Source organism: Amycolatopsis jiangsuensis, assembly GCF_014204865.1.
GTDB lineage: Bacteria > Actinomycetota > Actinomycetes > Mycobacteriales > Pseudonocardiaceae > Amycolatopsis > Amycolatopsis jiangsuensis.
The window spans coordinates 1,252,313-1,278,798 of record NZ_JACHMG010000001.1 but is presented as its reverse complement, the minus strand read 5'-3'; the positions used below and the strand labels follow the sequence as shown (position 1 = coordinate 1,278,798).

The 26,486-nt window shown below is 71.3% G+C and carries 23 protein-coding genes; 14 read left to right on the top strand and 9 right to left on the bottom strand.

Going from position 1 to position 26,486, the window contains the following annotated elements; genetic code table 11:
- Positions 1-404 precede the first annotated feature (404 nt).
- From BJY18_RS05685 to BJY18_RS05670, 4 genes are all read left to right on the top strand, one after another.
- Positions 405-2,027, top strand: a complete 1,623-nt coding sequence (locus BJY18_RS05685; protein WP_184784442.1) for an alpha/beta hydrolase — start codon at positions 405-407, stop codon at positions 2,025-2,027.
- A gap of 187 nt (positions 2,028-2,214) precedes the next feature.
- Entirely contained in the window at positions 2,215-3,315 is a 1,101-nt protein-coding gene (locus tag BJY18_RS05680) for an EfeM/EfeO family lipoprotein (protein WP_312873750.1), read from the top strand.
- Positions 3,312-4,478: a Dyp-type peroxidase gene (locus BJY18_RS05675; RefSeq protein ID WP_184778294.1), complete on the top strand. Its 1,167-nt coding sequence runs from the start codon at positions 3,312-3,314 to the stop codon at positions 4,476-4,478. Before BJY18_RS05680 ends, BJY18_RS05675 begins: the two co-directional genes overlap by 4 nt.
- Positions 4,479-4,494: 16 nt before the next feature.
- Complete coding sequence (locus BJY18_RS05670) at positions 4,495-6,102, top strand: phospholipase C (protein WP_184778292.1); 1,608 nt, start codon at positions 4,495-4,497, stop codon at positions 6,100-6,102.
- 58 nt (positions 6,103-6,160) lie between these two features.
- Here the strand turns inward: BJY18_RS05670 and BJY18_RS05665 are convergent, their stop codons facing one another.
- The gene (locus tag BJY18_RS05665; protein ID WP_184778290.1) at positions 6,161-7,825 is read right to left on the bottom strand and encodes an alpha/beta hydrolase fold domain-containing protein; all 1,665 of its coding nucleotides are present in this window, start codon (positions 7,823-7,825) and stop codon (positions 6,161-6,163) included.
- Between the two features lie 158 nt (positions 7,826-7,983).
- Between BJY18_RS05665 and BJY18_RS05660 the strand changes: the two genes are divergently transcribed.
- Positions 7,984-8,868 carry a helix-turn-helix transcriptional regulator gene (locus BJY18_RS05660; RefSeq protein WP_184778288.1) on the top strand — a complete coding sequence of 295 codons (885 nt, stop codon included), beginning with the start codon at positions 7,984-7,986 and terminating at the stop codon, positions 8,866-8,868.
- A 280-nt stretch (positions 8,869-9,148) separates the two neighbouring features.
- Here BJY18_RS05660 and acnA read toward each other — a convergent pair whose 3' ends face one another.
- On the bottom strand, positions 9,149-11,977 hold the full coding sequence (gene acnA, locus BJY18_RS05655; protein WP_184778286.1) for an aconitate hydratase AcnA: 2,829 nt from the start codon (positions 11,975-11,977) through the stop codon (positions 9,149-9,151).
- 338 nt (positions 11,978-12,315) lie between these two features.
- On the opposite strand from acnA, the gene BJY18_RS05650 reads away from it, so the two are divergent.
- Positions 12,316-13,671 (top strand): NlpC/P60 family protein, encoded by a 1,356-nt coding sequence (locus BJY18_RS05650; protein WP_312873749.1) that lies wholly within the window; start codon positions 12,316-12,318, stop codon positions 13,669-13,671.
- A 69-nt stretch (positions 13,672-13,740) separates the two neighbouring features.
- Complete coding sequence (locus tag BJY18_RS05645) at positions 13,741-14,679, top strand: glycosyltransferase (RefSeq protein ID WP_184778284.1); 939 nt, start codon at positions 13,741-13,743, stop codon at positions 14,677-14,679.
- Here BJY18_RS05645 and BJY18_RS05640 read toward each other — a convergent pair.
- Positions 14,597-15,430 carry a GNAT family N-acetyltransferase gene (locus BJY18_RS05640; RefSeq protein ID WP_184778282.1) on the bottom strand — a complete coding sequence of 278 codons (834 nt, stop codon included), beginning with the start codon at positions 15,428-15,430 and terminating at the stop codon, positions 14,597-14,599. The genes BJY18_RS05645 and BJY18_RS05640 overlap by 83 nt on opposite strands.
- Before the next feature lie 150 nt (positions 15,431-15,580).
- Here BJY18_RS05640 and mobA point away from each other — a divergent pair, with 150 nt between their 5' ends.
- The 5 genes from mobA (at position 15,581) to BJY18_RS05615 (ending at position 19,368) form a co-directional block, all read left to right on the top strand.
- On the top strand, positions 15,581-16,084 hold the full coding sequence (mobA, locus tag BJY18_RS05635) for a molybdenum cofactor guanylyltransferase (protein ID WP_184784440.1): 504 nt from the start codon (positions 15,581-15,583) through the stop codon (positions 16,082-16,084).
- A gap of 135 nt (positions 16,085-16,219) precedes the next feature.
- A complete protein-coding gene (locus BJY18_RS05630) occupies positions 16,220-17,284 on the top strand; it encodes an AAA family ATPase (protein WP_184778280.1) in 1,065 nt (354 codons plus the stop codon).
- A gap of 70 nt (positions 17,285-17,354) precedes the next feature.
- Complete coding sequence (locus BJY18_RS05625) at positions 17,355-18,236, top strand: DUF58 domain-containing protein (RefSeq protein ID WP_246459427.1); 882 nt, start codon at positions 17,355-17,357, stop codon at positions 18,234-18,236.
- Positions 18,233-18,391: a hypothetical protein gene (locus BJY18_RS05620; RefSeq protein ID WP_184778277.1), complete on the top strand. Its 159-nt coding sequence runs from the start codon at positions 18,233-18,235 to the stop codon at positions 18,389-18,391. Before BJY18_RS05625 ends, BJY18_RS05620 begins: the two co-directional genes overlap by 4 nt.
- Positions 18,388-19,368 carry a VWA domain-containing protein gene (locus BJY18_RS05615; RefSeq protein WP_184778275.1) on the top strand — a complete coding sequence of 327 codons (981 nt, stop codon included), beginning with the start codon at positions 18,388-18,390 and terminating at the stop codon, positions 19,366-19,368. The genes BJY18_RS05620 and BJY18_RS05615 overlap by 4 nt, the downstream gene beginning before the upstream one ends.
- Positions 19,369-19,424: 56 nt before the next feature.
- Here the strand turns inward: BJY18_RS05615 and BJY18_RS05610 are convergent, their stop codons facing one another.
- Genes BJY18_RS05610 through BJY18_RS05585 form a run of 6 tightly spaced genes read right to left on the bottom strand, consistent with a single transcriptional unit; the run spans position 19,425 to position 24,686 of the window.
- Positions 19,425-19,886: a tRNA (cytidine(34)-2'-O)-methyltransferase gene (locus BJY18_RS05610; RefSeq protein ID WP_184778273.1), complete on the bottom strand. Its 462-nt coding sequence runs from the start codon at positions 19,884-19,886 to the stop codon at positions 19,425-19,427.
- Positions 19,887-19,894: 8 nt separating this feature from the next.
- Positions 19,895-20,299, bottom strand: coding sequence for an acyl-CoA thioesterase (locus tag BJY18_RS05605; protein ID WP_184784439.1), 405 nt, complete (start codon positions 20,297-20,299; stop codon positions 19,895-19,897).
- Positions 20,300-20,349: 50 nt separating this feature from the next.
- Positions 20,350-21,291: a TAXI family TRAP transporter solute-binding subunit gene (locus tag BJY18_RS05600; RefSeq protein WP_184778271.1), complete on the bottom strand. Its 942-nt coding sequence runs from the start codon at positions 21,289-21,291 to the stop codon at positions 20,350-20,352.
- Positions 21,288-22,688 (bottom strand): sensor histidine kinase, encoded by a 1,401-nt coding sequence (locus BJY18_RS05595; RefSeq protein ID WP_184778269.1) that lies wholly within the window; start codon positions 22,686-22,688, stop codon positions 21,288-21,290. The genes BJY18_RS05600 and BJY18_RS05595 overlap by 4 nt, the downstream gene beginning before the upstream one ends.
- A 4-nt stretch (positions 22,689-22,692) precedes the next feature.
- Positions 22,693-23,358: a response regulator transcription factor gene (locus tag BJY18_RS05590; RefSeq protein ID WP_184778267.1), complete on the bottom strand. Its 666-nt coding sequence runs from the start codon at positions 23,356-23,358 to the stop codon at positions 22,693-22,695.
- A 14-nt stretch (positions 23,359-23,372) separates the two neighbouring features.
- Positions 23,373-24,686 carry an MFS transporter gene (locus tag BJY18_RS05585; RefSeq protein ID WP_184778265.1) on the bottom strand — a complete coding sequence of 438 codons (1,314 nt, stop codon included), beginning with the start codon at positions 24,684-24,686 and terminating at the stop codon, positions 23,373-23,375.
- A 178-nt stretch (positions 24,687-24,864) separates the two neighbouring features.
- On the opposite strand from BJY18_RS05585, the gene fabG reads away from it, so the two are divergent.
- Together fabG and fabI are read left to right on the top strand one after the other, a co-directional pair.
- Positions 24,865-25,569, top strand: coding sequence for a beta-ketoacyl-ACP reductase (fabG, locus tag BJY18_RS05580; RefSeq protein ID WP_184778263.1), 705 nt, complete (start codon positions 24,865-24,867; stop codon positions 25,567-25,569).
- Between the two features lie 135 nt (positions 25,570-25,704).
- A complete protein-coding gene (fabI, locus tag BJY18_RS05575; RefSeq protein ID WP_184778261.1) occupies positions 25,705-26,472 on the top strand; it encodes an enoyl-ACP reductase FabI in 768 nt (255 codons plus the stop codon).
- Positions 26,473-26,486 lie beyond the last annotated feature (14 nt).

The window sequence follows — 26,486 nt, the reverse complement described above, 5'->3', positions numbered from 1 at the left end:
CTGCACCCGCGCCGCGCGCGTGACTCCCATTCGCACCAGCGCCATACGCCCGCACTGCACCGCACGCGTGAACCGGGTACCCACGTCACACCCGCAACCCGCAACCGCGGTCCGCACCCGGGCCCGCAGTCCGCACCAGCAACCGCACCGCGCATTCGCCCCGTACCCCGCCGACCCGCACCCCATCCGACCCCACCCCCGCTCCGCGAGTGAGCCGGTCGGCAGTGATGGAGTCCGCTGCGGCTTCCGGTTCCCCGAAACGGGCCTTCACGCATTCGTGCGGATGATCTCCTCCTTTCGGACGGTGTCCGGGTGGTGGCTTTGTGCCAGTCTCGGCTCGGTGACGCGTCGTGCCGGGGGCACGGCGCCCGGCAGGGGAGGTCGATGTGCGGGGATCCAGGGCGGTGCGGGCGGGCACGCTGGTCGCGGCGGTGGCGGTGGTGACGGGTGCGGTGACCGCGGCCGGCACCGGGACCGCGGCGGCGGAGGCGCCGGGCGTGCCGGTCGCGGCCCGGGTCGGCAGCACTGCCGGGGTCGACTGGGGTGAGTGCACCGCCGAACAGCTCAGCGGGGTCCCGGACGATCAGACCGGGCTGTACAGCTGCGCGCGCTACCGCGTGCCGATCGACCACGACGACGCCTCGCTCGGCACCATCGACCTCGCACTGATGAAACGGGCGGCGAAGGTGCCCGGGCAGCGGGTCGGGTCGCTGTTTCTCAACCCCGGCGGGCCGGGCGGCTCCGGGCTGCGGATGCCGATCTCCGGGGACAGCTACTTCCAGCCGCAGGTGATGGATCGCTTCGACCTGATCGGGTTCGATCCGCGCGGCGTCGGCGACAGCAATCCGCTGCGCTGCTTCACCACCGCGGAGGACTCCCAGGACGTCATGGGTGCGATGGTCCCCGTCCCGGTGTCCCGCAACGACATCTCCGGCACGCTGGCGGCCTACCGCGACTACGGCCGGTTCTGCGAGCGCAACGCGGGCGCCCTGCTGGAGCACATGTCCACCCGCGACGTGGTCCGCGACCTCGACACCCTGCGCGCCGCGGTCGGCGACCAGCGGCTGACCTACGCCGGGTTCTCCTACGGCACCCTCATCGGCTCCACCTACGCCGCGATGTTCCCGCAGCAGACGCGAGCCATCGTGATCGACGGCAACGTCGACCCCGAGCTGCGCACGAACGACGGCGTGACCTACGACCTGGCACGCGCCCAGGGCTTCGAGATCGCGCTCGACGGATTCCTGAAGCGCTGCGACCAGGCCGGTGACGCGTGCGCGTTCAGCCCCGGCGATCCGCGCGCGAAGTTCGACGAGCTGCGCGAGCACGTGCGCACCGAGCCGATCACCCTCCCGGACGGCACCGAGATGGATCTCGATGCCTTGACCAGTGCCGTGTCCGGCGCGTTGTACTCACCGGCGGGCTTCCCCGAGCTGGGCGAGGCGCTGCAGCAGGCCTACGACGTGCTGCACCCGAGTGCGCAGAACCAGAGCCAGGCCGGCGGGAAATCCGCCTTCGCCAAGCTCCCGGTCCGCAACGGTCACGCCGACGTGCGCCCGGACAGCCCGTACACCACCGACGATTCGTACTTCGGCGTGAACTGCGCGGACAAGCCGATCGACATCGCGCAGGACGAGGTGCCGGGCATCGCCGCCGGCGCCGACCGGGAGTCCCCGACCTTCGGGCGCTACCAGGTGTTCTCCGACATCGCGGCCTGCCCGGCCTGGCCCGCCGCGAAGACCTCCGACCCGTACCGCGGGCCGTGGCAGGCGCACACCGAGACGCCGGTGCTGGTGGTCAGCAACTACTATGATCCGGCCACCCAGTACCGGTTCGGCAAGCAGATGGCCGCCGAGCTGGGCAACTCACGGCTGTTGTCGGTGGACGCGTTCGGCCACTGCATCCTGGGCGACTCGAAGGGCGTGGACGAGGCGGCAGCGGCGTACCTGATCGATCTGAAGGTGCCCGCGGACGGCCAGGTGTTCCAGCCGGACGTCCAGCCGTTCAGCACACCCGGGCAGAGCTGACCCGAGCTGACCCGAGCGACCTTCGGACGGAAAAACGGGCATAACGGCACAACCCTCTTGTCAGGTGCCGACGGACGCGTGAAAGTGTCCGCCAGAAGTTCACCTGAGGGGAGTCGACGTGCGGCGGTGCGCGGTGCGCCACGGCGGTGCCGGTGTCCCTGCCGTCGTCCTGGCCCCGGTCCTGGCTGTGAGTCTGGCTGCGGTTCTGGCCGGCTGCGCGGACGAACCCGCGCAGGACGGTCCGATCGAGGTGACGCGAGCGGCGTGCGGTGCGGGCTGGACCGCGCCGCCGCCGGGTCCGCAGACCTTGCGGGTCCGCAACAACGCCGCGGTCACCATGGAGGTCGAGCTCGTCGACCCGGCGACCGGCACGGTGTTCGGGGAGCTGGAGGGCGTCGGGACCGGCACGACCCGGTCGTTGCCGGTCAACCTCGGCAACGGCGCGTACGCGCTGCGGTGCGCGCCCGAGGACGGCACGCCGTTCGTCGGCCCGGCAGTGACGGTCAGCGGCGGCACCGACCGTCCGGGGCCGGCCGTGGTCCCGGTGACCTACGCGGATCTGCTCGAGCCGCTCAGGCGCTACCACGCCTACGTGGCGGACGGTCTCGCCACGCTCGCCGGCCAGACCGAGAGCGTGAAACAGGCGGTGCGCACGGGTGACCGCGGCGCCGCCCAGCGTGCGTGGCTCACCGCGCACCTGACCTACGAGCGCCTCGGCGCCGCCTACGACGCGTTCGGTGATTCGGACGGTGCGATCAACGGCACCACCGACGGGCTGCCCGGCGGGGCCGGTGACCCCGGATTCACCGGATTCCACCGGCTGGAGAACGGCTTGTGGCACGGCGAGTCCGCCGCGGCGCTGGTCCCGGTCGCGGATCGGCTCGACGCGGACGTGCGGGAGCTGCGCAGTTCGTTCGGCGACGCCCAGATCGACCAGAACGACCTCGGCCTGCGCGCACACGAGATCATGGAGAACACCCTCCAGTTCGAGCTGACCGGGCGGACCGACTACGGCAGCGGGTCGAACCTGGCGACCGCGGGCGCCAACCTCGCCGGTACGCGCGCGGTGCTCGACGTGCTGCGTCCGTTGCTCAACACCCGCTTCCCGGCGCTGAAGGACCTCGACGCCTGGCTCGACCGCACCGAGCACGATCTGCACGCCGCGGCGGGGACGTCGCTGTCCGCACTGGACCGCCGGCAGCGTGAGCGGCTCAACGGCGACGTGGCGGAGCTGACCGAACGCCTCGCGCCGATCGCGGCGATCGTCGAACCGAGGAGGATCTCGTGACGCTGGCGAGGCGCGCGTTCCTGCGTGGTGCGGCGGGCGCGGGGGCCGGGGCGGGACTGGCCGGGCTCACCGGCAGTGCCGCGGCGGGGCAGAACGGGCAGAACGCGTCGTTCCACGGTCCGCGGCAGGCGGCGGTGCTCGCCGAACCGGCGCGGCATTCGGTGGTGGCCGCGTTCGACGTGATCGCCGAGGACCGCGCCGAGCTGACCGCTCTGCTGCGGGAGCTGACCGACCGGGCCCGGTTCCTGACCGCCGGCGGTGCGCCCGCGGCGCTCGGGATCACCGGTCCTCCCGCGGATTCCGGGGTGCTCGGCCCGCAGGTCCCCGGTGGCGCGTTGTCGGTGCTCGTGGGTGCCGGGGCGTCGCTGTTCGACGACCGGTTCGGGCTCGCCGCACGGAAACCGCCGAAGCTCAAGACGATGCCCACCTTCCCGGACGACGCGCTCGACCCGCAGTGGTGCCACGGCGATCTCAGCCTGGTGCTGAACGCCGCCGAGCCGGACACCGTACTGCACGCGTTGCGGGATCTCACCCGCGCGACCCGGGGTGGGATGCAGCTGCGGTGGAAGATCGACGGCTTCAGCTCGCCTCCACGGCCCTCCGGCACCCCGCGCAACCTCCTCGGGTTCAAGGACGGCACGGCGAACCCGCAACAGTCCGAACTGGACCGTCTGGTGTGGACCGAGGACGGCGGAAGCTACCAGGTGATCCGGCTGATCCGGATGCTCGTGGAGTTCTGGGACCGGGTGTCACTGTCCGAGCAGGAGAACATGATCGGGCGGCGGCGGGACACCGGGGCCCCGCTCGACGGCGCGGCCGAACAGGACGCGCCGCGGTACGGGGAGGACCCGATCGGCACCGTGGTGCCGCTGACCAGCCACATCCGGCTGGCGAACCCGCGGACCGCGCGCACCGACGGCGAACGCATCCTGCGCCGGTCGGTCAACTACGACCGCGGGGTGGACGCGAACGGGAACCTCGACATGGGGCTCGTCTTCACCTGCTATCAGCGCGATCTCGAGCGGCAGTTCGAGGCCGTGCAGGGGCGGCTCGCCGGCGAGCCGCTCACCGACTACGTCTCGCCGTTCGGGGGTGGGTACTTCCACCTGTTCCCCGGCGTGACGGATCCGGCCGACCACTACGGCCGGGCCTTGCTGAGCTGAGCGGAAGGGGTACCGAGTGGATCGGACCAGGCGACGGCGGACCATCGCCGCGGCGGCGCTGGCCGCGACCGCGGCACTGGCGGCGGCGTGCGCGAGCAGTGCGGCCGAACCGGCAGCGCCCGCGCACGCGGTGGCGGCGGAGAGCTTCGGCACCGCCACACCGATCAAGCACGTGGTGGTGATCTTCGGCGAGAACATCTCCTTCGACCACTACTTCGGCACGTATCCGAAGGCCACCAACGAGAACGGCACACCGTTCCAGGCCGCGCCGGGCACCCCCGCGGTCAACGGCCTGACCCCGGAGCTGCTCGAGCACAACCCGAACGCCTACAACCCGAAGCGGCTCAGCCCGGACCAGGCGCTGACCTGCGACCAGGCGCACGACTACAACAAGGAACAGGCCGCGTTCAACGGCGGGAAGATGGACAAGTTCGTCGAGCACACCGAGAAGGACAAGTGCACCGGGCAGCCGGTGCTGTTCGGCGAGCCCGGTCTGGTGATGGACTACTTCGACGGCAACACCGTGACCGCGATGTGGAACTACGCGCAGCACTATTCGCTGAACGACAATTCCTTCGACGCGGTGTTCGGCCCGTCCAGCCCCGGCGCGATCAACCTGATCTCCGGGCAGACGCATGGCCTGCAGCCGGTGGACTCGGTCAGCGGCGAGCCGAAGGTCGACCCGAACACCGCCGCGTCCCCGGACTCCCACGGCGTCGGCACCATGATCACCGACCCGGACCCGGCGTTCGACGACTGCTCGGACAAGAACCACACCGCGACCGACAACCTCGGGGCCTTCCAGGGCCGCAACGTCGGCGACCTGCTCAACCGGCGCGGGGTCACGTGGGGCTGGTTCGAGGGCGGGTTCCGCCCCACCGGTGAGGAGAACGGCTACGCGGTCTGCGGCACTCAGCATCCGAACGTCGGCGACCAGGCGGTGGTGGACTACAGCCCGCACCACGAGCCGTTCCAGTACTACCGCTCGACGGCGAATCAGAAGCACCTGCCACCGTCGTCGCTGCACGCGGTGGGGCAGACGGACCAGGCTAACCACCAGTACGACGTCGCGGACTTCAACGACGCGCTGAAGGCGGGCACCATGCCCGCGGTGAGCTTCCTGAAGGCACCGTCCTATCAGGACGGCCACGCGGGCTACTCCGATCCGCTGGACGAACAGGCTTTCGTCGTCGACGAGGTGAACCGTATCCAGGCGTCCCCGAAGTGGGACTCGACCGCGATCGTGCTCGCCTACGACGATTCCGACGGCTGGTACGACCACGTGCCCTCGAAGATCGTCAACGGTTCGCACGACAGCGACCAGGATTCGCCGGTGTGCACGTCGCATCCGGTGCGCCTCGGCGGGGCCGCCGACCGCTGCGGATACGGACCCCGGCTGCCGCTGCTGGTGCTCTCGCCCTACAGCCGGGTCAACCACGTCGACCACACGATGACCGACCAGACCTCGGTGCTGCGGTTCATCGAGGACAACTGGCGGCTGGGCCGGATCGGCGGCGGCTCCTACGACGCGCTCGCCGCCCCGCTGAACGGCATGTTCGACTTCGCCCATCCCCAGGCGAAACCACTGAAACTGGACCCGAAGACCGGGGCGGTGGTCGGCTAGCGGCGGTCCGGCACGCGGTCGAGCCGGACCGCCGCCCCGGCCACGTGCCGGACCGCTCCTAGGTTCGCCGGACCGGCCGCCCGGTCCCGGCCGCGGTCCAGCTCTCGCCGAATGCCAGGGGGACGACCTCGATCGGGTCGTCGGCAAGGTTCGCGGCGAGTTGTGCCGGCATGGCGTCGCCGGGGACGTGGTGGACGGGGAGCACGGTCGAGACCCCGAGCCAACGGGCTGCCACCGCGGCGTCCGCGGGCGGCAGTTCGACGACGCGGGTCGCGCCCAGCCAGATTCCGCCGATGCCGAGTACGGCCGTCTCCGGACGGTAGAGCTCGCCCCAGGTCCGCAGATCCTGGGACAGCGAGGTGTCACCGCCGCAGAACACCCGTGCGCCCTCGGCTGTGGTGAGCAGAAACGACTGCGGCTGGTCGGCGACGAATGCTCCTTCGGCGCTCATGCTCGACTCGTGCCGGGCGGGCAGGGAGCGCAGCGTCACGTCCCGGTGCCGCACCTCGACGCCGGAGACGGTCACCGCAATCCGTTCCCCGGGGACACCTGCCGCGCGGGCGGACGCGCCCAATGCCGTTCCGCACACCAGGACGGCGTGTCCGGAGGTGACGATTTCCAGCGCCTGGCCGCGGTGGTCGAAGCCTGCGTGGGTCACCACCACCACGTCGACGTCGGTCAGCTCGGCCGGCCGGATCGGACTTTCCGGGAGCCCGTGGTGGATGCCCTCGCTGCCCGAAAGGTAGGGATCCACCAGGATTCTGGTCCCGCGTTCAGTGGTGACCACGTAGCTCGCCCAGCCGACCCGCCGGATGGTCAGCGGAGCGCGTACCGCATCTGCCGGACGACGGGCGAGGTGCTCGGTGGTGAACTCGGCGATCCTGTTCAGCAACAGGCTCGCCGCATCTGTACCGAGGACCGGGAAGCCGTGCGGCATGCCGTCGTACAGTTCGAGGGTGACCTCGGTGCCGGCGGCCACGGCCCGCTCGGCAAACCGCACCGTGTCGTCCAGCAGCCGCTCGACGCTGCCGCAGGCCATCATGAGCGGGGGCAGATCCGGGCACACCCCGCTCAGCGGCGAAACCGCACCGGCCGGGTCGGCGTCCCCGAGAAGCGCTCCCCGTACCTGGTAAAGCTCCTGGTTCGTGACCACGTCATCATCGCCGATCGCGATGCTCGCACCGCTGAAGGTGAAGTCGGTGATCGGTGAGACAGTGACCGCCGCGGCCGGCAGCGGCGCACCGGCCGCGCGGAGCCGCAGCAACGCCTGCAACGCCAGCGTCGCCCCGGCGGAGTGGCCGACGAGCACGATGCGGCCGGCGGGAAAACCCTGTTCCAGCAACGCCCGGTAGGCATCGAGGGCGTCCTCGAGCGCGGCCGGGTGGGGATGCGCGGGGGCGAGCCGGTAGCGGGGCATCAGCACCGGCCACCCGGTGGCCGCGGAGAGCTTGCCGGCGAGCACGTCGGCCGGCTCCTCGAACTGGAAACGGCGGCCGTGCAAGTACAGGACGACTCCGTCGACAGCGGTGCCCGGCGCGGCGACCCATTCGCCGGTCAGACTGCCGGTGCGAAACGGTCCGGTCGCGATGGTCGGTGAAGTGTCCTCGCCGGCGGCAATGCTCACGAGGACCTCTCCGGTGTCGACGGCGCCCTGTGCGCTCGCCCGGACTTTCGCCATCCGCAAGGCGTCGCTCTCGGACAGGGGATGATGGGTGGCGTGCACAGCAGAACTCCTCACCGGCTTACCCGGCCCGGTCTTCCCCTCGCGGCGGCATCGACCGGGTCCGGCGGATCCTGAGTAGTGTGTGCGATCCGGCGGCGGGTCACCAGTTGCCGGACCTTCCTGGTATCTGCGATTACCCGGCTCGGGCGGAGTGTTCTGTGGCTATCGACAATCCTGAACGCAGGCGGGAACTTGCCGCTTTCCTGCGGGCACGGCGCACCGCGATCGATCCGGCGGCCGCGGGCTTCCCGGTGACCGGCCGTCGGCGGACGGCCGGGTTGCGCAGGGAAGAAGTGGCAGCACTGGCCGAGATCAGCACCACGTTGTACACCTGGCTCGAACAAGCACGCCCGGTGCCGGTTTCCGCCGCCGCGCTCACCCGTGTCGCCGCGGCACTGGCTTGCACCGACGAGGAAACACAACTGGTGCTCACGCTGCTCAGCGGCCGCGGACCGGCCGCACCGGCGCACGACGGCGCGGAGGGCGCACCCGAAGGGCTGGTCCGCTTGGTGGCGCACCACGACCCGGCCCCGGCCTGGCTGATCGGGCCGCGCTGGGAAGGCTTCGGCCAGAACGAGAGCGCGCGGCTGCTGTTCGGCGACTGGACCCGGCTGGACGTCGCCGACCGGGGCCTGCTGACGCTGATGTTCACCGATCCGTTCATCCGGACGCTGTTCCGGGACTGGCGTACCCAGGCCCGGCGGCTGCTCGCGGAGTTCCGGCTGAGCACGGCGCTGCATTCGGGTGATCCCGTGCTCAGCGCCATGGTGGACCGGGTCGGCCAGGCGAGTCCCGAGTTCCGCCAGTGGTGGCAGGAATACCCGGCGCAGACCCGCGGTGAGGGCACCACCACGCTCGACCATCCCGAGCTGGGGCCCCTCGTGCTCCAGTACGTGCCCATGCGGACCCAGGACGGCACAGGTATCCGCGCAACCTTCCTGGTGCCCGCCGACGAAGCGACCGCAGACACCCTGCGGTCGACCGGAATCCGGCCCCGCTTCAGCCCGACAGCGGCCGCCAACCTCCCGGCAGGCAGGCACTGATGCCTGTTCCAATGCGTTGACCAGTGAAGCCGTTGAACGTCAGAACGGTGCTGCTGCCCGTCGGCGAGAAGGCTGGCCGTCCATGAATGTGGAGCGAACGTCAGCTTCCCAACGGCATCTCCTGGCGGACACGGGTTGGTTCGTTCTGGTGTGAGGTTTCGTTGGATTACGGCTGCTGGCAGGGCGGCGACCCGAAAAGCCTTCTCCGGAAAGCGCCTTGTCCGGAAAGCACTGTGGCCCGCCCCGGACTGTCGGGGCGGGCCACAGCTGGTGGTGCGCGTCAGGCGTTGGTCATCTTCCGCAGCACGTACTGCAGGATGCCGCCGTTGCGGTAGTAGTCGGCCTCGCCGGGGGTGTCGATGCGGACGTCTGCTTCGAACTCCACCTTCGTGCCGTCCTCCTTCGTGGCGGTGACGTGCACGGTGCGCGGCGTTTCGCCGTCGTTGAGCTTCGTGATGCCCGAGATGTCGAACGTCTCGGTGCCGTCCAGCTTCAGTGACGCGGCGGATTCACCCTGCGGGAACTGCAGCGGGATGACACCCATGCCGATCAGGTTGGAGCGGTGGATCCGCTCGAACGACTCGGTGATCACCGCACGCACGCCGAGCAGCGAGGTGCCCTTGGCTGCCCAGTCGCGCGACGAACCGGAGCCGTACTCCTTGCCGCCGAGCACGACGAGCGGGGTGCCCTGTGCCGCGTAGTTCTGCGCAGCGTCGTAGATGAACGACTGCGGGGCGCCGTCCTGGGTGAAGTCGCGGGTGTAGCCGCCCTGCACGTCGTCCAGCAGCTGGTTGCGCAGCCGGATGTTCGCGAAGGTACCGCGGATCATCACCTCGTGGTTGCCGCGGCGGGAACCGTAGGAGTTGAAGTCCTTGCGCTCGATGCCGTGCTCGGTGAGGTACTTCCCGGCCGGGGTGTCCGCCTTGATCGCGCCGGCGGGGGAGATGTGGTCGGTGGTGACCGAATCGCCCAGCTTCGCCAGCACCCTGGCACCGGAGATGTCCTGCACCGGTGCCGGTTCGGCGGTCATGCCCTCGAAGTACGGGGGCTTGCGCACGTAGGTCGACTCGGTATCCCACTCGAAGGTCTTGCCCTCCGGGGTGGGCAACGACTTCCAGCGCTCGCCGCCGTCGAACACGTCGGCGTAGTCCTTGGTGAACATCTCCTGCGTGATCGCGGAGTCGATGGTCTCCTGGATCTCCTGCGGCGAGGGCCAGATGTCGGTGAGGAACACGTCGTTGCCGTCGCCGTCCTGGCCGAGCGGCTGGTGCTCGAAATCGAAGTCCATCGTGCCGGCCAGCGCGTAGGCGATCACCAGCGGCGGCGACGCCAGGTAGTTCATCTTGACGTCCGGGTTGATCCGGCCTTCGAAGTTGCGGTTGCCCGAAAGCACGGAGACGGCGGTGAGGTCGTTCTCCTGGATGGCCGCGGAGATCTCGTCCGAGAGCGGGCCCGAGTTGCCGATGCAGGTGGTGCAGCCGTAGCCGACCAGGTGGTAGCCCAGCTTCTCCAGGTACGGCCAGAGACCGGCCTTGTCGTAGTAGTCGGTCACGACCTGCGAGCCCGGCGCCATCGACGTCTTGACCCACGGCTTGACCGACAGGCCCTTGTCGACGGCGTTGCGCGCGAGCAGCGCGGCGGCCAGCATCACCGACGGGTTGGAGGTGTTGGTGCACGAGGTGATCGACGCGATCACCACGGCACCGTGGTCGAGAATGAACTCGCCGCGGTCGGCGCTGGAGACCTTGACCGGTTTGGTCGGGCGCCCGACCGCGCCGTTGGCGGCGGACTGCACCGGCACCGCGGTCTCGTCCTGGAAGGACAGCGCGGCCGGGTCGGAGGCCGGGAAGGTCTCCTCGACCGTCTCGTCCACATTGGTGTGCGGGGTGGGCTGCTCGTCCTCGGCGTAGTCGTGCACCGACTTGCGGAAGGAGGACTTCGCGTCGGACAGCTCGATGCGGTCCTGCGGGCGCTTCGGCCCGGCGATCGAGGGCACCACGGTGGACAGGTCCAGCTCGAGGTACTCGGAGTAGGTCGGCTCGTGCGACGAGTCGTGCCAGAGGCCCTGCTCCTTGGCGTACGCCTCGACCAGCGCGACCTGCTCGGCCGAGCGGCCGGTGAGCTTGAGGTAGCGGATGGTCTCGTCGTCGATCGGGAAGATCGCCGCGGTGGAGCCGAACTCCGGGCTCATGTTGCCGATGGTGGCGCGGTTGGCCAACGGGACCTGGGCGACGCTCTCGCCGTAGAACTCGACGAACTTGCCGACCACCCCGTGCCGGCGCAGCATCTCGGTGATGGTGAGCACGACGTCGGTCGCGGTCACGCCTGCCGGGATCTCGCCGGTCAGCTTGAAGCCGACCACGCGCGGGATCAGCATCGATACCGGCTGGCCCAGCATGGCCGCCTCGGCCTCGATGCCGCCGACGCCCCAACCCAGCACGCCGAGCCCGTTGACCATGGTGGTGTGCGAGTCGGTGCCGACGCAGGAGTCCGGGTAGGCCTGGCCGCCGCGGGACATCACCGTACGGGCGAGGTGCTCGATGTTGACCTGGTGCACGATGCCGGTGCCCGGCGGGACGACCTTGAACTCGTCGAAGGCGCCCTGGCCCCAGCGCAGGAACTGGTAGCGCTCGCGGTTGCGGCCGTACTCGATCTCCACGTTGCGCTCGAAGGCGTCCGAGCTGCCGAACACGTCGATGATCACCGAGTGGTCGATGACCAGCTCGGCCGGCGCGAGCGGGTTGACCTTGTCCGGATCGCCGCCGAGGTCGGTGACCGCCTCGCGCATGGTGGCCAGGTCGACCACGCAGGGCACACCGGTGAAGTCCTGCATGATCACGCGCGCCGGCGTGAACTGGATCTCGACCGACGGGTCGGCGTCGGCGTCCCAGCCGCCGAGCGCGCGGATGTGGTCGGCGGTGATGTTGGCGCCGTCCTCGGTCCGCAGCAGGTTCTCGAGCAGGATCTTGAGGCTGTAGGGCAGTCGCTGCGAGCCTTCGACCTTGTCCAGGCGGAAGATCTCGTAGGAGTTCTCGCCCACCTTCAGCGTGTCTTTGGCGCCGAAGCTGTCCTTGCTGGCAGGTGCAGTCACGTCTAACTCCAGTGGCATGGACCCGCGCCGCTCGCGGCGTGAGGTCCCGGGTCAGTTCGGTGGTGTCGCGGCCGTCGGGCCGGCCTCGACCGAGTCTTGCGCACCCCCACGGTAGGGCCGGAAGCGGGAGGGCACACCTCGTCGTCGACCCAAACAGTACGCGTGTCCTGTATTTCGTTCAAGCCGACACGCGGCGTGACGCCCGCCATGCCGGACGCGCCCGTCGCGGGTCCCCCGATGTGGGGAAATGGGGTTTACGGTGTGGGAGTTCCTGGTGAGGCTTGTGATAGTGGTGTGACTACGGTGACGCCGGGTGTGCCCGGTGCGGTGGCGCTCGGAAGCGGAGGTGGCGGGTCGTGCGGATCCGGCGAGGCAGTGCGTCCGGGGCTCGGCGGGCCGCGACCGGGGCGCGGCGTGGCCTGGTGGTCGGGACGTTCGCGGTCGTCGCGCTCTACGGGGTGGCCGGGACCGGGCTGGCCGTGCCGCCCCCGCCGCCGAATCCGAGCGACTCGGAGCTCGATTCGTCGAAGGCGGCGGCGAGCGCGAAGGCCGGGGAGGTCGGCCGGCTGACCAACCAGCTCGCACAGGCCGAGCAGAAGCTCGGCTCGCTGCAGGACGACGTCGAGCTGAAGCAGGAACAGGCCATGAAGGCCCTGGTCGACCTGCAGACCGCGCAGGACGCGGCGAGCCAGGCCGACCAGGACGCGCAGTCCGCGCGCCGGGAGTCCGACGCCGCGGCCGGGGCGATCGAGAAGGCCCGCGAGGACCTCAAGAAGTTCGCCGCGGCCAGTTTCGAGCAGGGCAGCACGGTCGGCTCGATCTCCGCCTACCTCACCTCGGACAGCCCGAAGGATCTGCTCGCCCGCGCGCAGCTGCTCGATTCGATCGGCGGATCGCGGCTGAACGCGCTGGACCGGCTCGAGCAGGCGCAGACCGACAAGTCCAACAAGGACTCCGCGGCACGCAAGGCACTCGAGGTCGCGCAGGAGAAGCAGCAAGCGGCTACCCGGGCGAAGAGCGGGGCGGACGCCGCACAGGCCGCCGCGGTGTCCGCGCAGCAGGCGCAGGCCGCGCAGAACACCCAGCTGGAGTCGGACAAGTCCGCCGTCGAGCAGCAGCTCTACACGGCACAGTCGAAGGTCAACGGGCTGCAGGGCCAGCGCCAGCGCTACCAGGACTGGGTCGCGCAGAAGCAGCGCGAGGACGAGGAACGCGCCCGCCAGGCGGCGCTGAAGTCCGGCGGCGGGCACTCGAGCAGCGGTGGGGGCGGACGGCCGTCTCCGGCGGCGGGCAGCTCCATCGAGGCCGTCGTCGCGCGGGCGTTGTCGAAGCTCGGCCTCCCGTACGCGTGGGGCGGCGGCAACGGCAGCGGCCCGACCCGCGGTATCCGCGACGGTGGCGTCGCGGACAGCTACGGCGACTACCGCAAAATCGGGTTCGACTGTTCGGGCCTGATGATCTACGCCTTCGCCGGAGTGCGCGCGCTGCCGCACTACAGCGGGTACCAGTACACCGCCGGCCGGCATGTCCGACTCTCCCAGATGCGCCGCGGCGACATGCTCTTCTGGGGCGGCTCGGGCGGCATCCACCACGTGGCGCTGTACCTGGGCAACGGGCAGATGGTCGAGGCGCCGCAGTCGGGCTCCCGCGTGCGCGTCACCTCGGTGCGCTACGGCGGCATCATGCCCTACGCGACCCGGTTGATCGGCTGATCGGCCGGTACTCTCGGGCCGGCGCGGGTTCTCCTGGCCACCCAGCCCGGCCACGGGCACTTTGATCCGATGATTCCGTACGCGGCGGTCCTGCGGGCGGCCGAGCACGAGGTCCGGGTCGCGAGCAGCGCGGCGTTCACCCCCGCCGTGGAACCGGCCGGTTTCGCGCTCGTGCCGGTCGGGCCGGACTTGAGCTGGGCGAACGTGGAGGAGAAGTTCCCCGGGATCGTGGCCGCGGCGCGCCGGGGCAAGGAATTCCGGTACTCCGCCGAACTGACCTGGACACAGTGGAATCTGGCCGCGGCAGGGGACCTGCTCGCAGCGCCGCGCGCAGCGTCGGGCTCGTCGACGATGACGCCGAGACGGCGTGGAACCGCCAGGCGACCCTCACCGGGCTGCCGCCTGCCTGGTTCGCCGGCGCCACTGGGCCGGGAGCGCCCGTTCGTCTACGCGACGCTCGGAACGGTCTTCAACCGGCAGCGGAAGCTGCGCCAGGCGGTGATCGACGGGCTCTCCGGCCTCGACGCGGACGTGCTCCTGACCGTGGGAGGCAACGTCGACCCGGACACGGTCGGGCCGGTCCCGGGCAACCTGCGGGTGGAACGCTTCCTGCCGCAGAGCCTGGCCATGGCGCGAGCGTCGCCGGTGGTCAGCCACGCAGGACTGGGCACGATGCTCGGCGCGATCTACCACAGGGTGCCGATGGTGCCCCTCGTGCTCGGTGCCGAACATCCGATCAACGCGGCGAGCGCCGAAGAAGCCGGGCTGGCGCTCCCGTTGACCAGGCCGAAGCCGACGCGGACCGGATCGCCGCCATCACGGCGCGGGCGTTGCGGGACCCGGTGCTCCGCGCGAGGTCCGAAGTGGTCGGCAAGGAGTGCGACGACCTGGAGCCGATCGACGGGATCGTGCCGTTCGTCGAGTCCTATGCGGGCGACGGTTCGCCACGGCCGCGCGGGCCGCGGCCGGAGGGTGCGGGGCGCCGCGAATAGGGCGTGGTCGTGGTGATCGCGAGGAAGCCGAGCCGTTCGAGGATCGGACGGCTCGTCGGGAGCGCGTCGACCAGCAGGTGGCGGGCCCCGCGGGCGCGCGCGACGCCGACCCGGTGGGCCACCAGTGCGCGGTAGAGCCCGCGGCCCCGCCACGCGGGCAGCGTCGCGCCTCCCCAGAGTCCGGCGAATCCGGTGCCGGGGACGAGTTCCAGCCGGGCCGCGGACACGAACCGGCCGCCGGCCTCGGCGACCACGTGCGTGGTGGTGCCGGTGTCCGCACGGGCGCGGGCGAGCAGGTCCGCGGCCACGGCTGCCTCGTCGTGGCCGAACACGTGCGCGCTGAGCGTCGCGATGCGAAGCAGGTCGCCGGCACCGTGGGCTTCGCGGACGAGCACCCCGTCGCCGGGTGGCGCGGAGGTGGCGACCGCGCCGGCCGGCGCGACCAGCACCGTTTCGGTGGGCTCGGCGGTGAAGCCGGCGGCCAGCAGCCGCTCCGGCAGCTCGGCGGGACTGTCGTGGCCGCGGGTCTTCCACTCGAACTCTTCCCCGCGGGCGGCGAAGAACGCGCACTGCCGGGCGATCAGCGAGGCCAGTGCCTCGCCGTGCACGCCGAGATCCGGCGGCCCGGCGACGAAGCCGCGCCGCCCGCCGGTGATCCGGGTCAGCGGCCCGTCGGTGGTGAGCCGCAGCCCCGGCTCGGGACGGGTGAGCTCCGCGGGACGCAGCTCGTTGTCGTAGGCGGCGAGCAGCCGCGCTGCCTCGGGCACGTCGGCAACCTAACCCGTGCCGCCCCCGGACGCGCGGTGGTTTCCCGCCGGGGCCACCCTGGAGCGGTGACAGAGCTGATCGCCGGACGAGGCCGTGCCGCAGGCGCGACCTTCGCGGGCATCGTGCTCGCCGGTGGGGCGGCCCGGCGGATGTCCGGAGTGGACAAACCGGAGCTGGTCGTGCGTGGCACCTCCCTGCTGGGGCGGGCGCTCGCCGCTCTGGCCGGGGGCCGGCCGCTGGTGGTGGTCGGGCCGCGCCGCGCCGGGTACGCCGGTGTGGTCTGGGCACGCGAGCCGGTGCCCGGGACCGGTCCGGTGGCCGCGCTCGCGACGGGCCTCGAGTCCGTGCGGGACAGCCGGGTCACCGTGCTGCTCGCCGGGGATCTTCCCGGCGTCGGCACGTCCACAGTGGACCGGCTACGGGGCGCGCTCGGAGCGGACGTCGACGGGGCTGTGCTGGTCGACGCGGCGGGGGAGCGGCAGTGGCTGACCGGGGCCTGGCGCACCGCGGCACTGCGCGCGGCGCTGCCGGTCCAGCCGGAGAACCGGTCGCTGCGCCGGACGCTCGGCACGCTGCGGATCGCGGAGGTGCCCGCGGAGCCGGGGGAGGCCGACGACATCGACACTCCTGAGGACTGGGCACGGTACCGCTGAAGCACAGCTTCACAGCTGTCACACCGGTGATGGGGTTGGCTACCGTTGCGGGATCAGCGTGCCGCGCGGACGGTGGCCGCCGCCAGGCAGTACGGTCGCGGGCGAGCCCGCAGGAGCGCAACCACTGGAGGAAGAGTGACCGAGCCCGGCTACGCCGAGGGCGGCAACGGGCAGCAGCCCGGCACCCCGGCGCGGGACGCCCAGCTGCTGGAACGGACCGTTTTCGAGGTCAAGCGCGTCATCGTCGGCCAGGACCGGTTGGTGGAGCGGATGCTCGTCGGGCTGCTGGCCAAGGGCCACCTGCTGCTGGAAGGCGTTCCCGGCGTCGCCAAGACGCTGGCCGTGGAAACCTTCGCGCGGGTGGTCGGCGGCTCGTTCTCCCGCGTGCAGTTCACCCCGGACCTGGTGCCCGCCGACATCCTCGGCACCCGCATCTACCGGCAGGGTGCGGAGCGCTTCGACGTGGAGCTCGGTCCGGTGGTGGCGAACTTCGTGCTGGCCGACGAGATCAACCGCGCGCCGGCGAAGGTGCAGTCGGCGATGCTCGAGGTGATGGCCGAGCGGCACGTGTCCATCGGCGGCAAGACCTTCCCGATGCCGGACCCGTTCCTCGTGCTGGCCACGCAGAACCCGATCGAGAACGAGGGCGTGTACCCGCTGCCGGAAGCGCAGCGGGACCGGTTCCTGTTCAAGATCGTGGTCGAGTACCCCTCCGCGGAGGAGGAGCGCGAGATCGTCTACCGGATGGGCGTCACCCCGCCGGCCCCGCACGAGGTGCTCAGCCCGGCCGAGCTGGTGCGGCTGCAGGGCGTGGCCGCCCAGGTCTTCGTGCACCACGCGCTGGTGGACTACGTGGTGCGGCTGGTGCTCACCACGCGCACGCCGAACGACCACGGGCTCTCCGACGTCGCGGGCTGGGTGTCCTACGGCGCCTCGCCGCGTGCGAGCCTCGGCATCATCGCCGCGGCGCGTGCGCTGGCGCTGGTGCGCGGCCGCGACTACGTGCTGCCGCAGGACGTGGTGGACGTGGTCCCGGACGTGCTGCGGCACCGGCTCGTGCTGTCCTACGACGCGCTCGCCGACGGCGTGCCGGTGGACCACATCATCACCCGCGTGCTGCAGACCGTGCCGTTGCCGCAGGTTTCGGCCCGTCCGCAGGGCGGGGCCGGCCCGGTGGCCGCAGGCGCTCCCGTCAGGTAGCCGCGTGGCCGGGAAGAACCAGAGCGACCAGCGTCCGTCGTGGGCGCCGCCGGTGCTGCGCGGCGACCGGATGGAGGCCGGGCTGCGCACCCTCGAGCTCGACGTGCGCCGCCGGCTGGACGGGCTGCTGCAGGGCAACCACCTCGGTCTCGTGCCGGGGCCCGGTTCGGAGCCCGGCGAGGCCCGGCCCTACCAGCCGGGCGACGACGTGCGCCGGATGGACTGGGCGGTCACCGCCCGTACCACCACGCCGCACATCCGGGAGACGGTGGCCGACCGTGAGCTGGAGACCTGGGTGGTCGCGGACCTGTCGGCGAGCCTGGACTTCGGCACCGCGCTGTGCGAGAAGCGTGATCTCGTCGTGTGCGCGACAGCCGCGGTCGCCCATCTGACCGGCGGTGGTGGCAACCGGATCGGCGCGCTGATCTCCAACGGCCAGGACAGCGTCCGGATCCCGGCGCGCGGGGGGCTCGCGCACGCACGCGGCCTGGTGCGCCGGCTGGCCGAGACGCCGCGAGCGCCCGAAGGCGTGCGCGGGGACTTCGCCGGGGCGCTGGAGCAGCTGCGCCGTCCGCCGCGGCGGCGCGGGCTCGCCGTGGTGATCTCGGACTTCCTCGGGCCCGGCGACTGGGAGCGTCCGCTGCGGGCGCTCGGCGCGCGGCACGAGCTGATCGCGGTGGAGATCCTCGACCCGCGGGACGTGGATCTGCCCGAGGTGGGCACCGTGGTGCTGGCCGATCCGGAGACCGGCCGTCAGCGTGAGGTGCACGCGTCGGCGTTGCTGCGCAAGGAGTTCGGCGCGGCCGCGCAGGCACACCGGCAGCAGGTCGCGGCCGGGCTGCGCCGGGCAGGGGCGGCGCATCTGGTGCTGCGCACGGATTCCGACTGGATCGCCGACCTGGTGCGTTTCGCGGTGGCCCGCAAGCGGCGCTGGTCCGGGGGTGCCGCGTGAGGCCCGCCGACGTGTTTTGTTCCGCGGAGGCGGCGGATGACACCGCCGACGTGTTTTTTCCCGCGGAGGCGGCGGATGACACCGCCGACGTGTTTTTTCCCGCGGAGGCGGCGGATGACACCGTCGACGTGTTTTTTCCCGCGGAGGCGGTATGAGTTTGAGCGGATTCACCGCGCCGTGGTGGTTCCTGTTGCTGATCGCGGTGGCGGGGGTCGTCGTCGCCTATGTGCTGGTGCAGCGGGCGCGGCGCAGGCGGGTGTTCCGGTTCGCGAACCTGGAGTTGCTGGATCGGGTGGCGCCGAGGGCGCAGGGCTGGATCCGGCATGTGCCGGCGCTGCTGCTGGTGTTGTCGATGCTGGTGCTCACGGTGGCGATGGCGGGGCCGACTGCCGAGCAGCGGGTGCCGCGGAACCGGGCGACGGTGATGCTGGTGATCGACGTGTCGTTGTCGATGAAGGCCACCGATGTGGCGCCGACGCGGTTGAAAGCGGCGCAGGACGCGGCCAAGCAGTTCGCGCAGAACATGACGCCGGGGGTCAATCTGGGCCTGATCTCGTTTGCCGGTACGGCGACCGTGCTGGTCAATCCGACCACCGATCGGGCGGGTGTGAGCAAGGCGATCGACAATCTGAAGCTGTCGGAGTCCACTGCCACCGGTGAGGGCATTTACGCGGCGATCCAGTCGATCCAGAACTTCTCCTCGGTGGTGGGCGGGGCCGAGGGGCCGCCGCCGGCGCGGATCGTGCTGATGAGTGACGGCAAGCAGACCGTCCCGCAGGATCTGTACGCGCCGCGCGGCGCCTACACCGCGGCGCAGGAGGCGAAGCAGGCGCAGATGCCGATTTCGTCGATCTCCTTCGGCACCACCCACGGTTCGGTGGACATCGAAGGCAAGGCGCAGGACGTGCGGGTGGACGACGATTCGCTGCAGGAGATCGCGCACCTGTCCGACGGCGAGTTCTACAAGGCGGCGAGCGCGGATCAGCTGAAACGGGTCTACGGGGATCTGGGCGAGCAGATCGGCTACGAGCTCAAGGACGCGGACGCGAGCAAACCGTGGCTGGTGGCCGGCACGTTGATCCTGATGATCGGCGCGGGTGCGGCGCTGCTGATCGGGCAGCGGCTGCCCTGACGCCGGTGGCCGTTCCGGACCGTGGAGGGGCCTTCACAGCCTCGAGGCGTCCGGGGTCAGGCGGTGGCGAAGCCGTTCTGGCGCCAGGCTTCGTACAGGGTGATCGCGGCGGTGTTGGCCAGGTTCAGCGAACGGCTGGTGGGCAGCATCGGCAGCCGTAGCCGGTCGGTGATCTCCGGGGCGTGCTGGACGTCCGCGGGTAGGCCGGCGGATTCCGGGCCGAACAGCAGCACGTCGCCCGGTTCGTAGGCGACGTCGGTGTAGCGCCGGGTCGCCGAGGCGCTGAACGCGTACACCTTGGCGGGCAGCAGGGCCTGCCAGGCGGACGGGAGGTCGGCGTGGACGCGGACCCGGGCGAGGTCGTGGTAGTCGAGGCCGGCGCGGCGCAGCTGCTTGTCCTCGAGCGTGAACCCGAGTGGTTCGACGAGGTGCAGTTCGCAGCCGGTGTTCGCGGCGAGCCGGATCGCGTTACCGGTGTTCGGCGGGATTTCGGGACGGTAGAACAGGATGCGGAACACGGGCGGCCTCAGGCGTGCTCGGGCGTGGGCAGGAACGGCAGGTAGCGGTCGCGGACCTCGTCCGGTGGCTGCCGCGGGCGGAACGTCTTCTGGTCGACGAACACGTAGCGCACGCGGGCCTCGGTGGTGAGCAGCGCACCGCGCCGGATCTCGTGGTCGAAGATCAGCGAGGTCGAGCCGAGGTGGGTGAGGAACGCGGAGACGACCAGTTCGTCGTCGAAGCGGCAGGGTGCGTGGTAGCGCAGATTCGACTCGGCGACCACGAGGTCCAGTCCGGTGGCGAGGAAGTCCCGGTGCGAGCCGAACAGCGCCTTCTCGACCTCGAACGCGGCCATGTCCACGTACGCGAGGTAGTGCGCGTTGAACACGACGCCCTGCCCGTCGCATTCGTGGTAGCGCACCCGCAGGGGCATTTCGGCGATGGCGCGGCGATCGGTCACCCGGCCAATCTTGCCATCGCCGGTCACCCGTGCAGGCTGCGGTAGGTGCCGGCCGCCCCGGGGTGCAGCGGGACCGGCCGGGTGCCGATGAGCGTGCGCACGTCGAGGAACTGCGTGCCGACCGCCTGCGCGGGCACGAGTTCGGCGGCGCGGCGGGTGAGGACGCGGACCACCGCGGCGGCGACGTCGGCGGGCAGCCCGGGGGAGCAGACCAGGAGGTTCGCGACGCCGATCGTGGCGAGCGCGCCGACCCCGCGGTACGCGTCGGCGGGCACCTGGACTTGTTCGTACAGCGGGCCGTGTGCCTGCCGCAGGCGAGGCAGCGCCGAGGCGAGCGGGAGCAACGCGAGCGGGGTGGTGCGGTTGAGATCGGCCAGCGCCGGCGTGGGCACCCCGCCGGACCACACGAGCGCGTCGATCCGCCGATCGCGCAGCGCGGCGAGCGCGTCGGCCAGCCGGAGGTGCACTGCCCGCACCGGTACGCCGGCGGTCGCGAAGACCCGTTCCGCCAGCTGTGCGGCGCCGGAACCGGCGGCGCCGAAGGACACCGGCCGTCCGGCGAGCGCGGTCAGTTCGCTGTGCTGGTCGGCGGCGCGGACGACGAGCTGGAGATAGTTCTCGTACACGCGGCCCAGTGCCCGCAGCGGAACCGCTTCGGGAAACGGCGCGGTACCGGCGAGCGCGGACTGCGCGACATCGGCGAGCACGAGTCCGAGGTCCGCAGTGCCGTCGCGGACGCGACCGACGTTTTCGACGCTGGCCTCGGTGGCCAACGCGACACAGCGCAGCCGGGGTTCCGCGCGGTTCAGCTCGGTGGCGAGCACGTCCGCGAAGGCGAGATAGAAGCCGCCTGCTTCCCCTGCTGCGATGGTCACCGCCCGGTCGGGACCGCGGTAGCCGTTCTCGCAGCCTGCGAGGGCGAAGCCGAGTCCGCCCAGCAGCGCGGCACGCCGGGTGGGCCTCATGACGTCACCACCGCGGGCAGCGTGATGCGGACATCGAGTCCGTGGGGTCGCACCGCGCGCAGTTCCAGGTGCCCGCCGCGGGCGCGGGTCTGCTCCCGGGCGATCGCCAGCCCGAGCCCGGTCCCGCGGGGCGCGCCTTCGCCGCCGGCGCGCCAGAACCGTTCGGTGGCACGGGAAAGGTCCGCTTCGGGGATCCCCGGACCGTCGTCGGTGACCAGCAGCGTGACGGTGCCCGGGCCGGTCTCCCAGCCGGCGGTGATGGTGGCGCCGCGGCCGCCGTGGTGGACGGCGTTGTCGAGCAGCACGTCGAGAATCTGCGCCAGTTCGGTTTCCGGCATCCGCACCAGAACCGGTTCGAGATGCCCCGCGCGGGGCACGAGCGTCGCGCCCGCTTCGTCGGCGGAAAGACGCCAGGCGTCGACTCGTTCGGCGGTGACCGAGGCCAGATCGGCCGGTTCGGTGTCCTCACCGGTGTCCTCCCGCGCGGCGAGCCGGGTGGCGGTGCTCTCCGCGGTGGCCAGGGTGAGCAGGCCGTCGAGGATGCGTTCCAGCCGTTCGACCTCGGCGGTGGCCGCCTCATGCGCCGGGTGGGCACCGACCTCGGCGGCGAGGGAATCCAGCCGCAGGCGCAGCGCGGCCATCGGATTGCGGAGCTGGTGCGAGGTGTCGGCGACGAGCCGGCGCTGCTGGTTCGCGGCTTCGACCACGGCATCGGACATCCGGTTCACCGAGGCGGCCAGCGAGCGCAGCTCCCGCGGTCCCGACCGCTCCGGAACCTGTGCCCGCCGTCCCCGGGACACGGCGAGTACCCCGGTCTCCAGCTCCACCAGCGGCCGCACCATCCACCGCGCCAGCAGGACCGACAGCAGCACGAACAACGCGGCCACCACGAGCGCGCCGGCGGCGACCGCGCTCCAGCGCATGGCGACGTCGGAGGCGGCACGCGCCGCGGACGCCCGCAGCACGACCACCCCGGACACCCGCGTGCCGGTGCCGACCGGACGCGTGACCAGCACCGGCTCGGCCGTCCACGGTGTGACCTGCTCGACCGGCGGCCCGGGCTGGTTGCGCAGGGTCGCCTCGACCAGCGTCCGGACGGCCGGGTCGGCCGCGGTGAGGCCGCCGGTCTGCACCAGCGGGACCCGCTGCGCGTCCACGACCACGACCGCCTCGCTGTATAACGACGAATACTGCTCGGCTTCGGCGGCGAGAACGGTCGCGTCACCGGAGTCCACCGCCCGTTGCGCGAGCACGACGAAGCGTTCGACGTCACTGCTGCGCGAGATGACCAGCTCCGCGGTGCGCTGATCCGCCGTCGTGGACAGCAGAGGCACGGCGAACGCCGCCACTCCGGCGAGCGCGAACGTGACGAGCACGGCCAGCAGGCGGGTCCGCACCGGTTCAGCCCCGGCCCAGGCGGTACCCGAAGCCGCGGATCGTCGTCAGCAGCCCGGGCCGGTCGAGTTTCGCGCGCAGCTGGGTCATGTGCACGTCGAGGGACCGAGAGACGGCGAGGTAGGCGTCGCCCCACACCTCGTCCATCAGCTGCTGGCGGCTGACCGCGGTGCCCGGCCGCGTGGCGAGGACCGCGAGCACGGCGAACTCTTTCGTGGTCAGGCCGGCGTCCCGGTCCCCGACGAGCACCCGGCGGCCGCCGAGGTCGATCTCGACGTCCTCGATCCGCACGACCCGATCCCCGGCCGCGTCGGCACGGCTGCCCGCACGACGTATCACGGCGTCCATCCGTGCCAGCAGTTCGGCCAGCCGTACGGGTTTGGCGAGGTAGTCGTCCGCGCCGAGACGGAGCGCGCGCACGACCGAACGTTCGTCGTCGCGGGCAGTGAGCACGATGACCGGCACCGGCGACACCTGGCGGATCTTGCGCAGCACGTCGAGCCCGCCGAGGTCGGGCAGCCCGAGGTCGAGCAGCAGCAGGTCGGCTTCGCGGTGCCGCCCGAGCGCGTCGGCGCCACGGCCGACGGCGGCGACGGTGTGGCCGTGCGCCTGCAGTGTCTCGGCGAGCGCCAGGGCGACCCCGGTGTCGTCCTCGACCAGCAGCACGCGCACGGCCGTCCTCCCCGTCAGTTCTCCGTGCGTTCGAGAGCGGACGAACGCGACGTTTCCCGCATTGTCGCGTACACGACCACGGAGACCAGGATGCATCCCGCGACATACCAGAAGAAGAGTGACTCGTGCCCCGCCTTCTTGAGCGCCTGGGCGATCAGCTCCGCGGTACCGCCGAAGATGGCGACGGTGAGTGCGTAGGGCAGCCCGACACCGATCGCGCGGATCCGGGTCGGGAACAGTTCCGCCTTCACGATCGCGTTGATCGACGTGTACCCGGTGACGATCACCAGCGCGCCCAGCAGCAACAGGAACGCGAGCAACGGCTGCGTGGTGTGCGCCATCGTGGTCATGATCGGCACGGTCAGCACAGTGCCCGCGATACCGAAGAACAGCAGGAGCTTGCGCCGGCCGATGCGGTCCGACAGCCGCCCGGCGAGCGGCTGCAGGATCGCGAACAGCAGCAGTGCGACGAACAGGATGACGGTGACCGTGCGCCGGGGGATGCCCGCGGTGTTCTCCAGGAACTTCTGCGTGTAGGTGGCGTAGGTGTAGAACGCGACGGTGCCGCCGAGCGTCAGGCCGACGACGAGCGCGATCTCCCGCGGGTACTTCACGAGCTGACGCAGCGTCCCCCGTTCACCGGCGTCGCGCCCGGCGTCCTCCGCGACTCGCCGGTAGCTCTCGGATTCGTCCATGCTCCGCCGCAGCAGCATCACGATCACGGCGGCGAGCGCGCCGACCACGAACGCGATTCGCCAGCCCCACTCGCCCATCTGCTTCTCGGTGAGCACGCTCTGCAGGATCAGCTGCAGTCCGAGCGCGAGCAGCTGCCCGCCGACGAGCGTCACGTACTGGAAGCTCGAGTAGAACCCGCGGCGCCCCGGAGTGGCCACTTCGGACAGATACGTCGCCGAGGTGGAGTACTCGCCGCCGACTGACAGCCCCTGCAGCAGCCGGGCGAGCACGAGCAGGATCGGTGCTGCGACGCCGATCGCCGAATACGCCGGCGTGGCCGCGATCAGCAGTGAGCCGCAGGCCATCATCGTGACCGACAGCACGAGCGCCGACCGGCGGCCGAACCGGTCGGCGAAACGGCCGAGCAGCCAGCCGCCGAGCGGGCGCATGAGAAATCCCACGGCGAACACCGCCGCGGTGTTGAGGAACTGGGCCGTGGCGTCGCCGCCGGGGAAGAACGACTTGGCGAAGTAGATGGTGAATGCCGAGTAGGCGTACCAGTCGTACCACTCGACGAGGTTGCCCACCGAGCCGCGCAGCACGTTGCCGACCACACGCCGTTCGGTGCCGGCACCCTGGATCCGGGTAGTCATCGTTGACCTCCTGTGTCGCGACTCACGGTGACCAACCGGCCGGTAACCAGCAAGGTCGGAGCGCGGTTCCTTACCTGCGCTTAGGACGGTCGGACGCCGGGTGCGAAGGACGTGTGCGGGGCCGATAGCCTCGTGCGGGCGCAGCAGCGCCGGCGGAGCAACCAGGAGGAGAGTGGCAGTGGGACGGTCGGTCTTGGTCACCGGCGGCAACCGGGGCATCGGGCTCGCGATCGCCCGGGACCTCGCCGCGCAGGGACACCAGGTGGCGGTCACCCACCGCGGGTCCGGGGCGCCGGAGGGGCTTTTCGGGGTCCAGGCGGACGTCACCGACCTCGAGCAGGTCGACGCGGCGTTCGCTCAGGTGGAGGCGCACCAGGGGCCGGTCGAGGTGCTGGTGTCCAACGCCGGGCTCACCGACGACACCCTGCTGATGCGGATGTCCGAGGACCAGTTCGAGCGCGTGCTGAACGCGAACCTGACCGGCGCGTTCCGCGTCGCGAAGCGGGCCTCGCGCGGCATGCTGCGCGGCAAATGGGGCCGGTTCGTGTTCATCTCGTCGGTGGTCGGGCTCTCCGGTTCGGCGGGCCAGGCGAACTACGCCGCGTCGAAAGCCGGCCTCGTCGGCTTCGCCCGCTCGCTCGCCCGCGAGCTCGGCTCGCGCAACATCACCGCGAACGTGGTCGCCCCCGGGTTCGTGCACACCGACATGACCGACACGTTGCCCGAGGACCGCAAGAAGGAGATCCTCGGCGCGGTACCCGCGGGCCGCTACGCCGAACCGGGCGAGATCGCGGCCGCGGTGCGCTACCTGGCCTCCGACGAGGCGGGCTACGTCAACGGCGCGGTGCTCCCCGTCGACGGCGGCCTCGGCCTCGGCCACTGAGGCTCCCGAGTCCCGACGTGCCCGAGCCGCCCGAGTTGCCCGGATCCCCTGGATTACTGGGATTCCCCCGGCCGCCCGAGCTGTTCCCCGAGTTCGACCGCTGTAGTTCCCGCTGAACCCCGACTGGAGGACCCGTTGCCCGGACTGCTCGAAGGCAAGCGGCTGCTGATCACCGGCATCATCACCGACGCCTCGCTCGCTTTCCACGCCGCCCGCATCGCCCAGGAGGAAGGCGCCGAGCTGGTGCTGACCGGCTTCGGCCGGATGTCGCTCGTGGAGCGCATCGCCAAGCGCCTGCCGAAGCCGGCGCCGGTGCTGGAGCTGGACGTGACCGACCCCGAGCACCTCGGCTCGCTGGCCGACCGGGTGCGTGAGCACGTCGACGGACTCGACGGCGTGCTGCACTCGATCGGGTTCGCGCCGCCGAGCTGCCTGGGCGCGCCGTTCCTGGACGCGCCGAGTGACGACGTGAAGGTCGCGGTGGACGTGTCGGCCTTCTCCTACAAGTCGCTCGCGGTGGCGACGCTGCCGCTGCTGTCGCGGGGCGGCTCGATCGTCGGGATGGACTTCGACGCGCGGGTGGCGTGGCCGGCCTACAACTGGATGGGTGTGGCGAAGGCGGCGCTCGAGTCGGTGAACCGGTACCTGGCCAAGGAACTGGGCCCGCGCGGCATCCGCGTGAACCTGGTGAGCGCGGGCCCGATGAAGACCATGGCGGCCAAGTCGATCCCGGGCTTCAACGAGCTGGAGGACGGCTGGAACGACCGCGCGCCGCTGGGCTGGGACAGCTCCGACCCGACGGCCACCGCGAAGTCCGTGTGCGCGCTGCTGTCCGACTGGCTGCCCGCCACCACCGGCTCGATGATCATGGTCGACGGCGGAGTGCACGCGCTGGGCATCTGAGCCCTGCCAAGCGG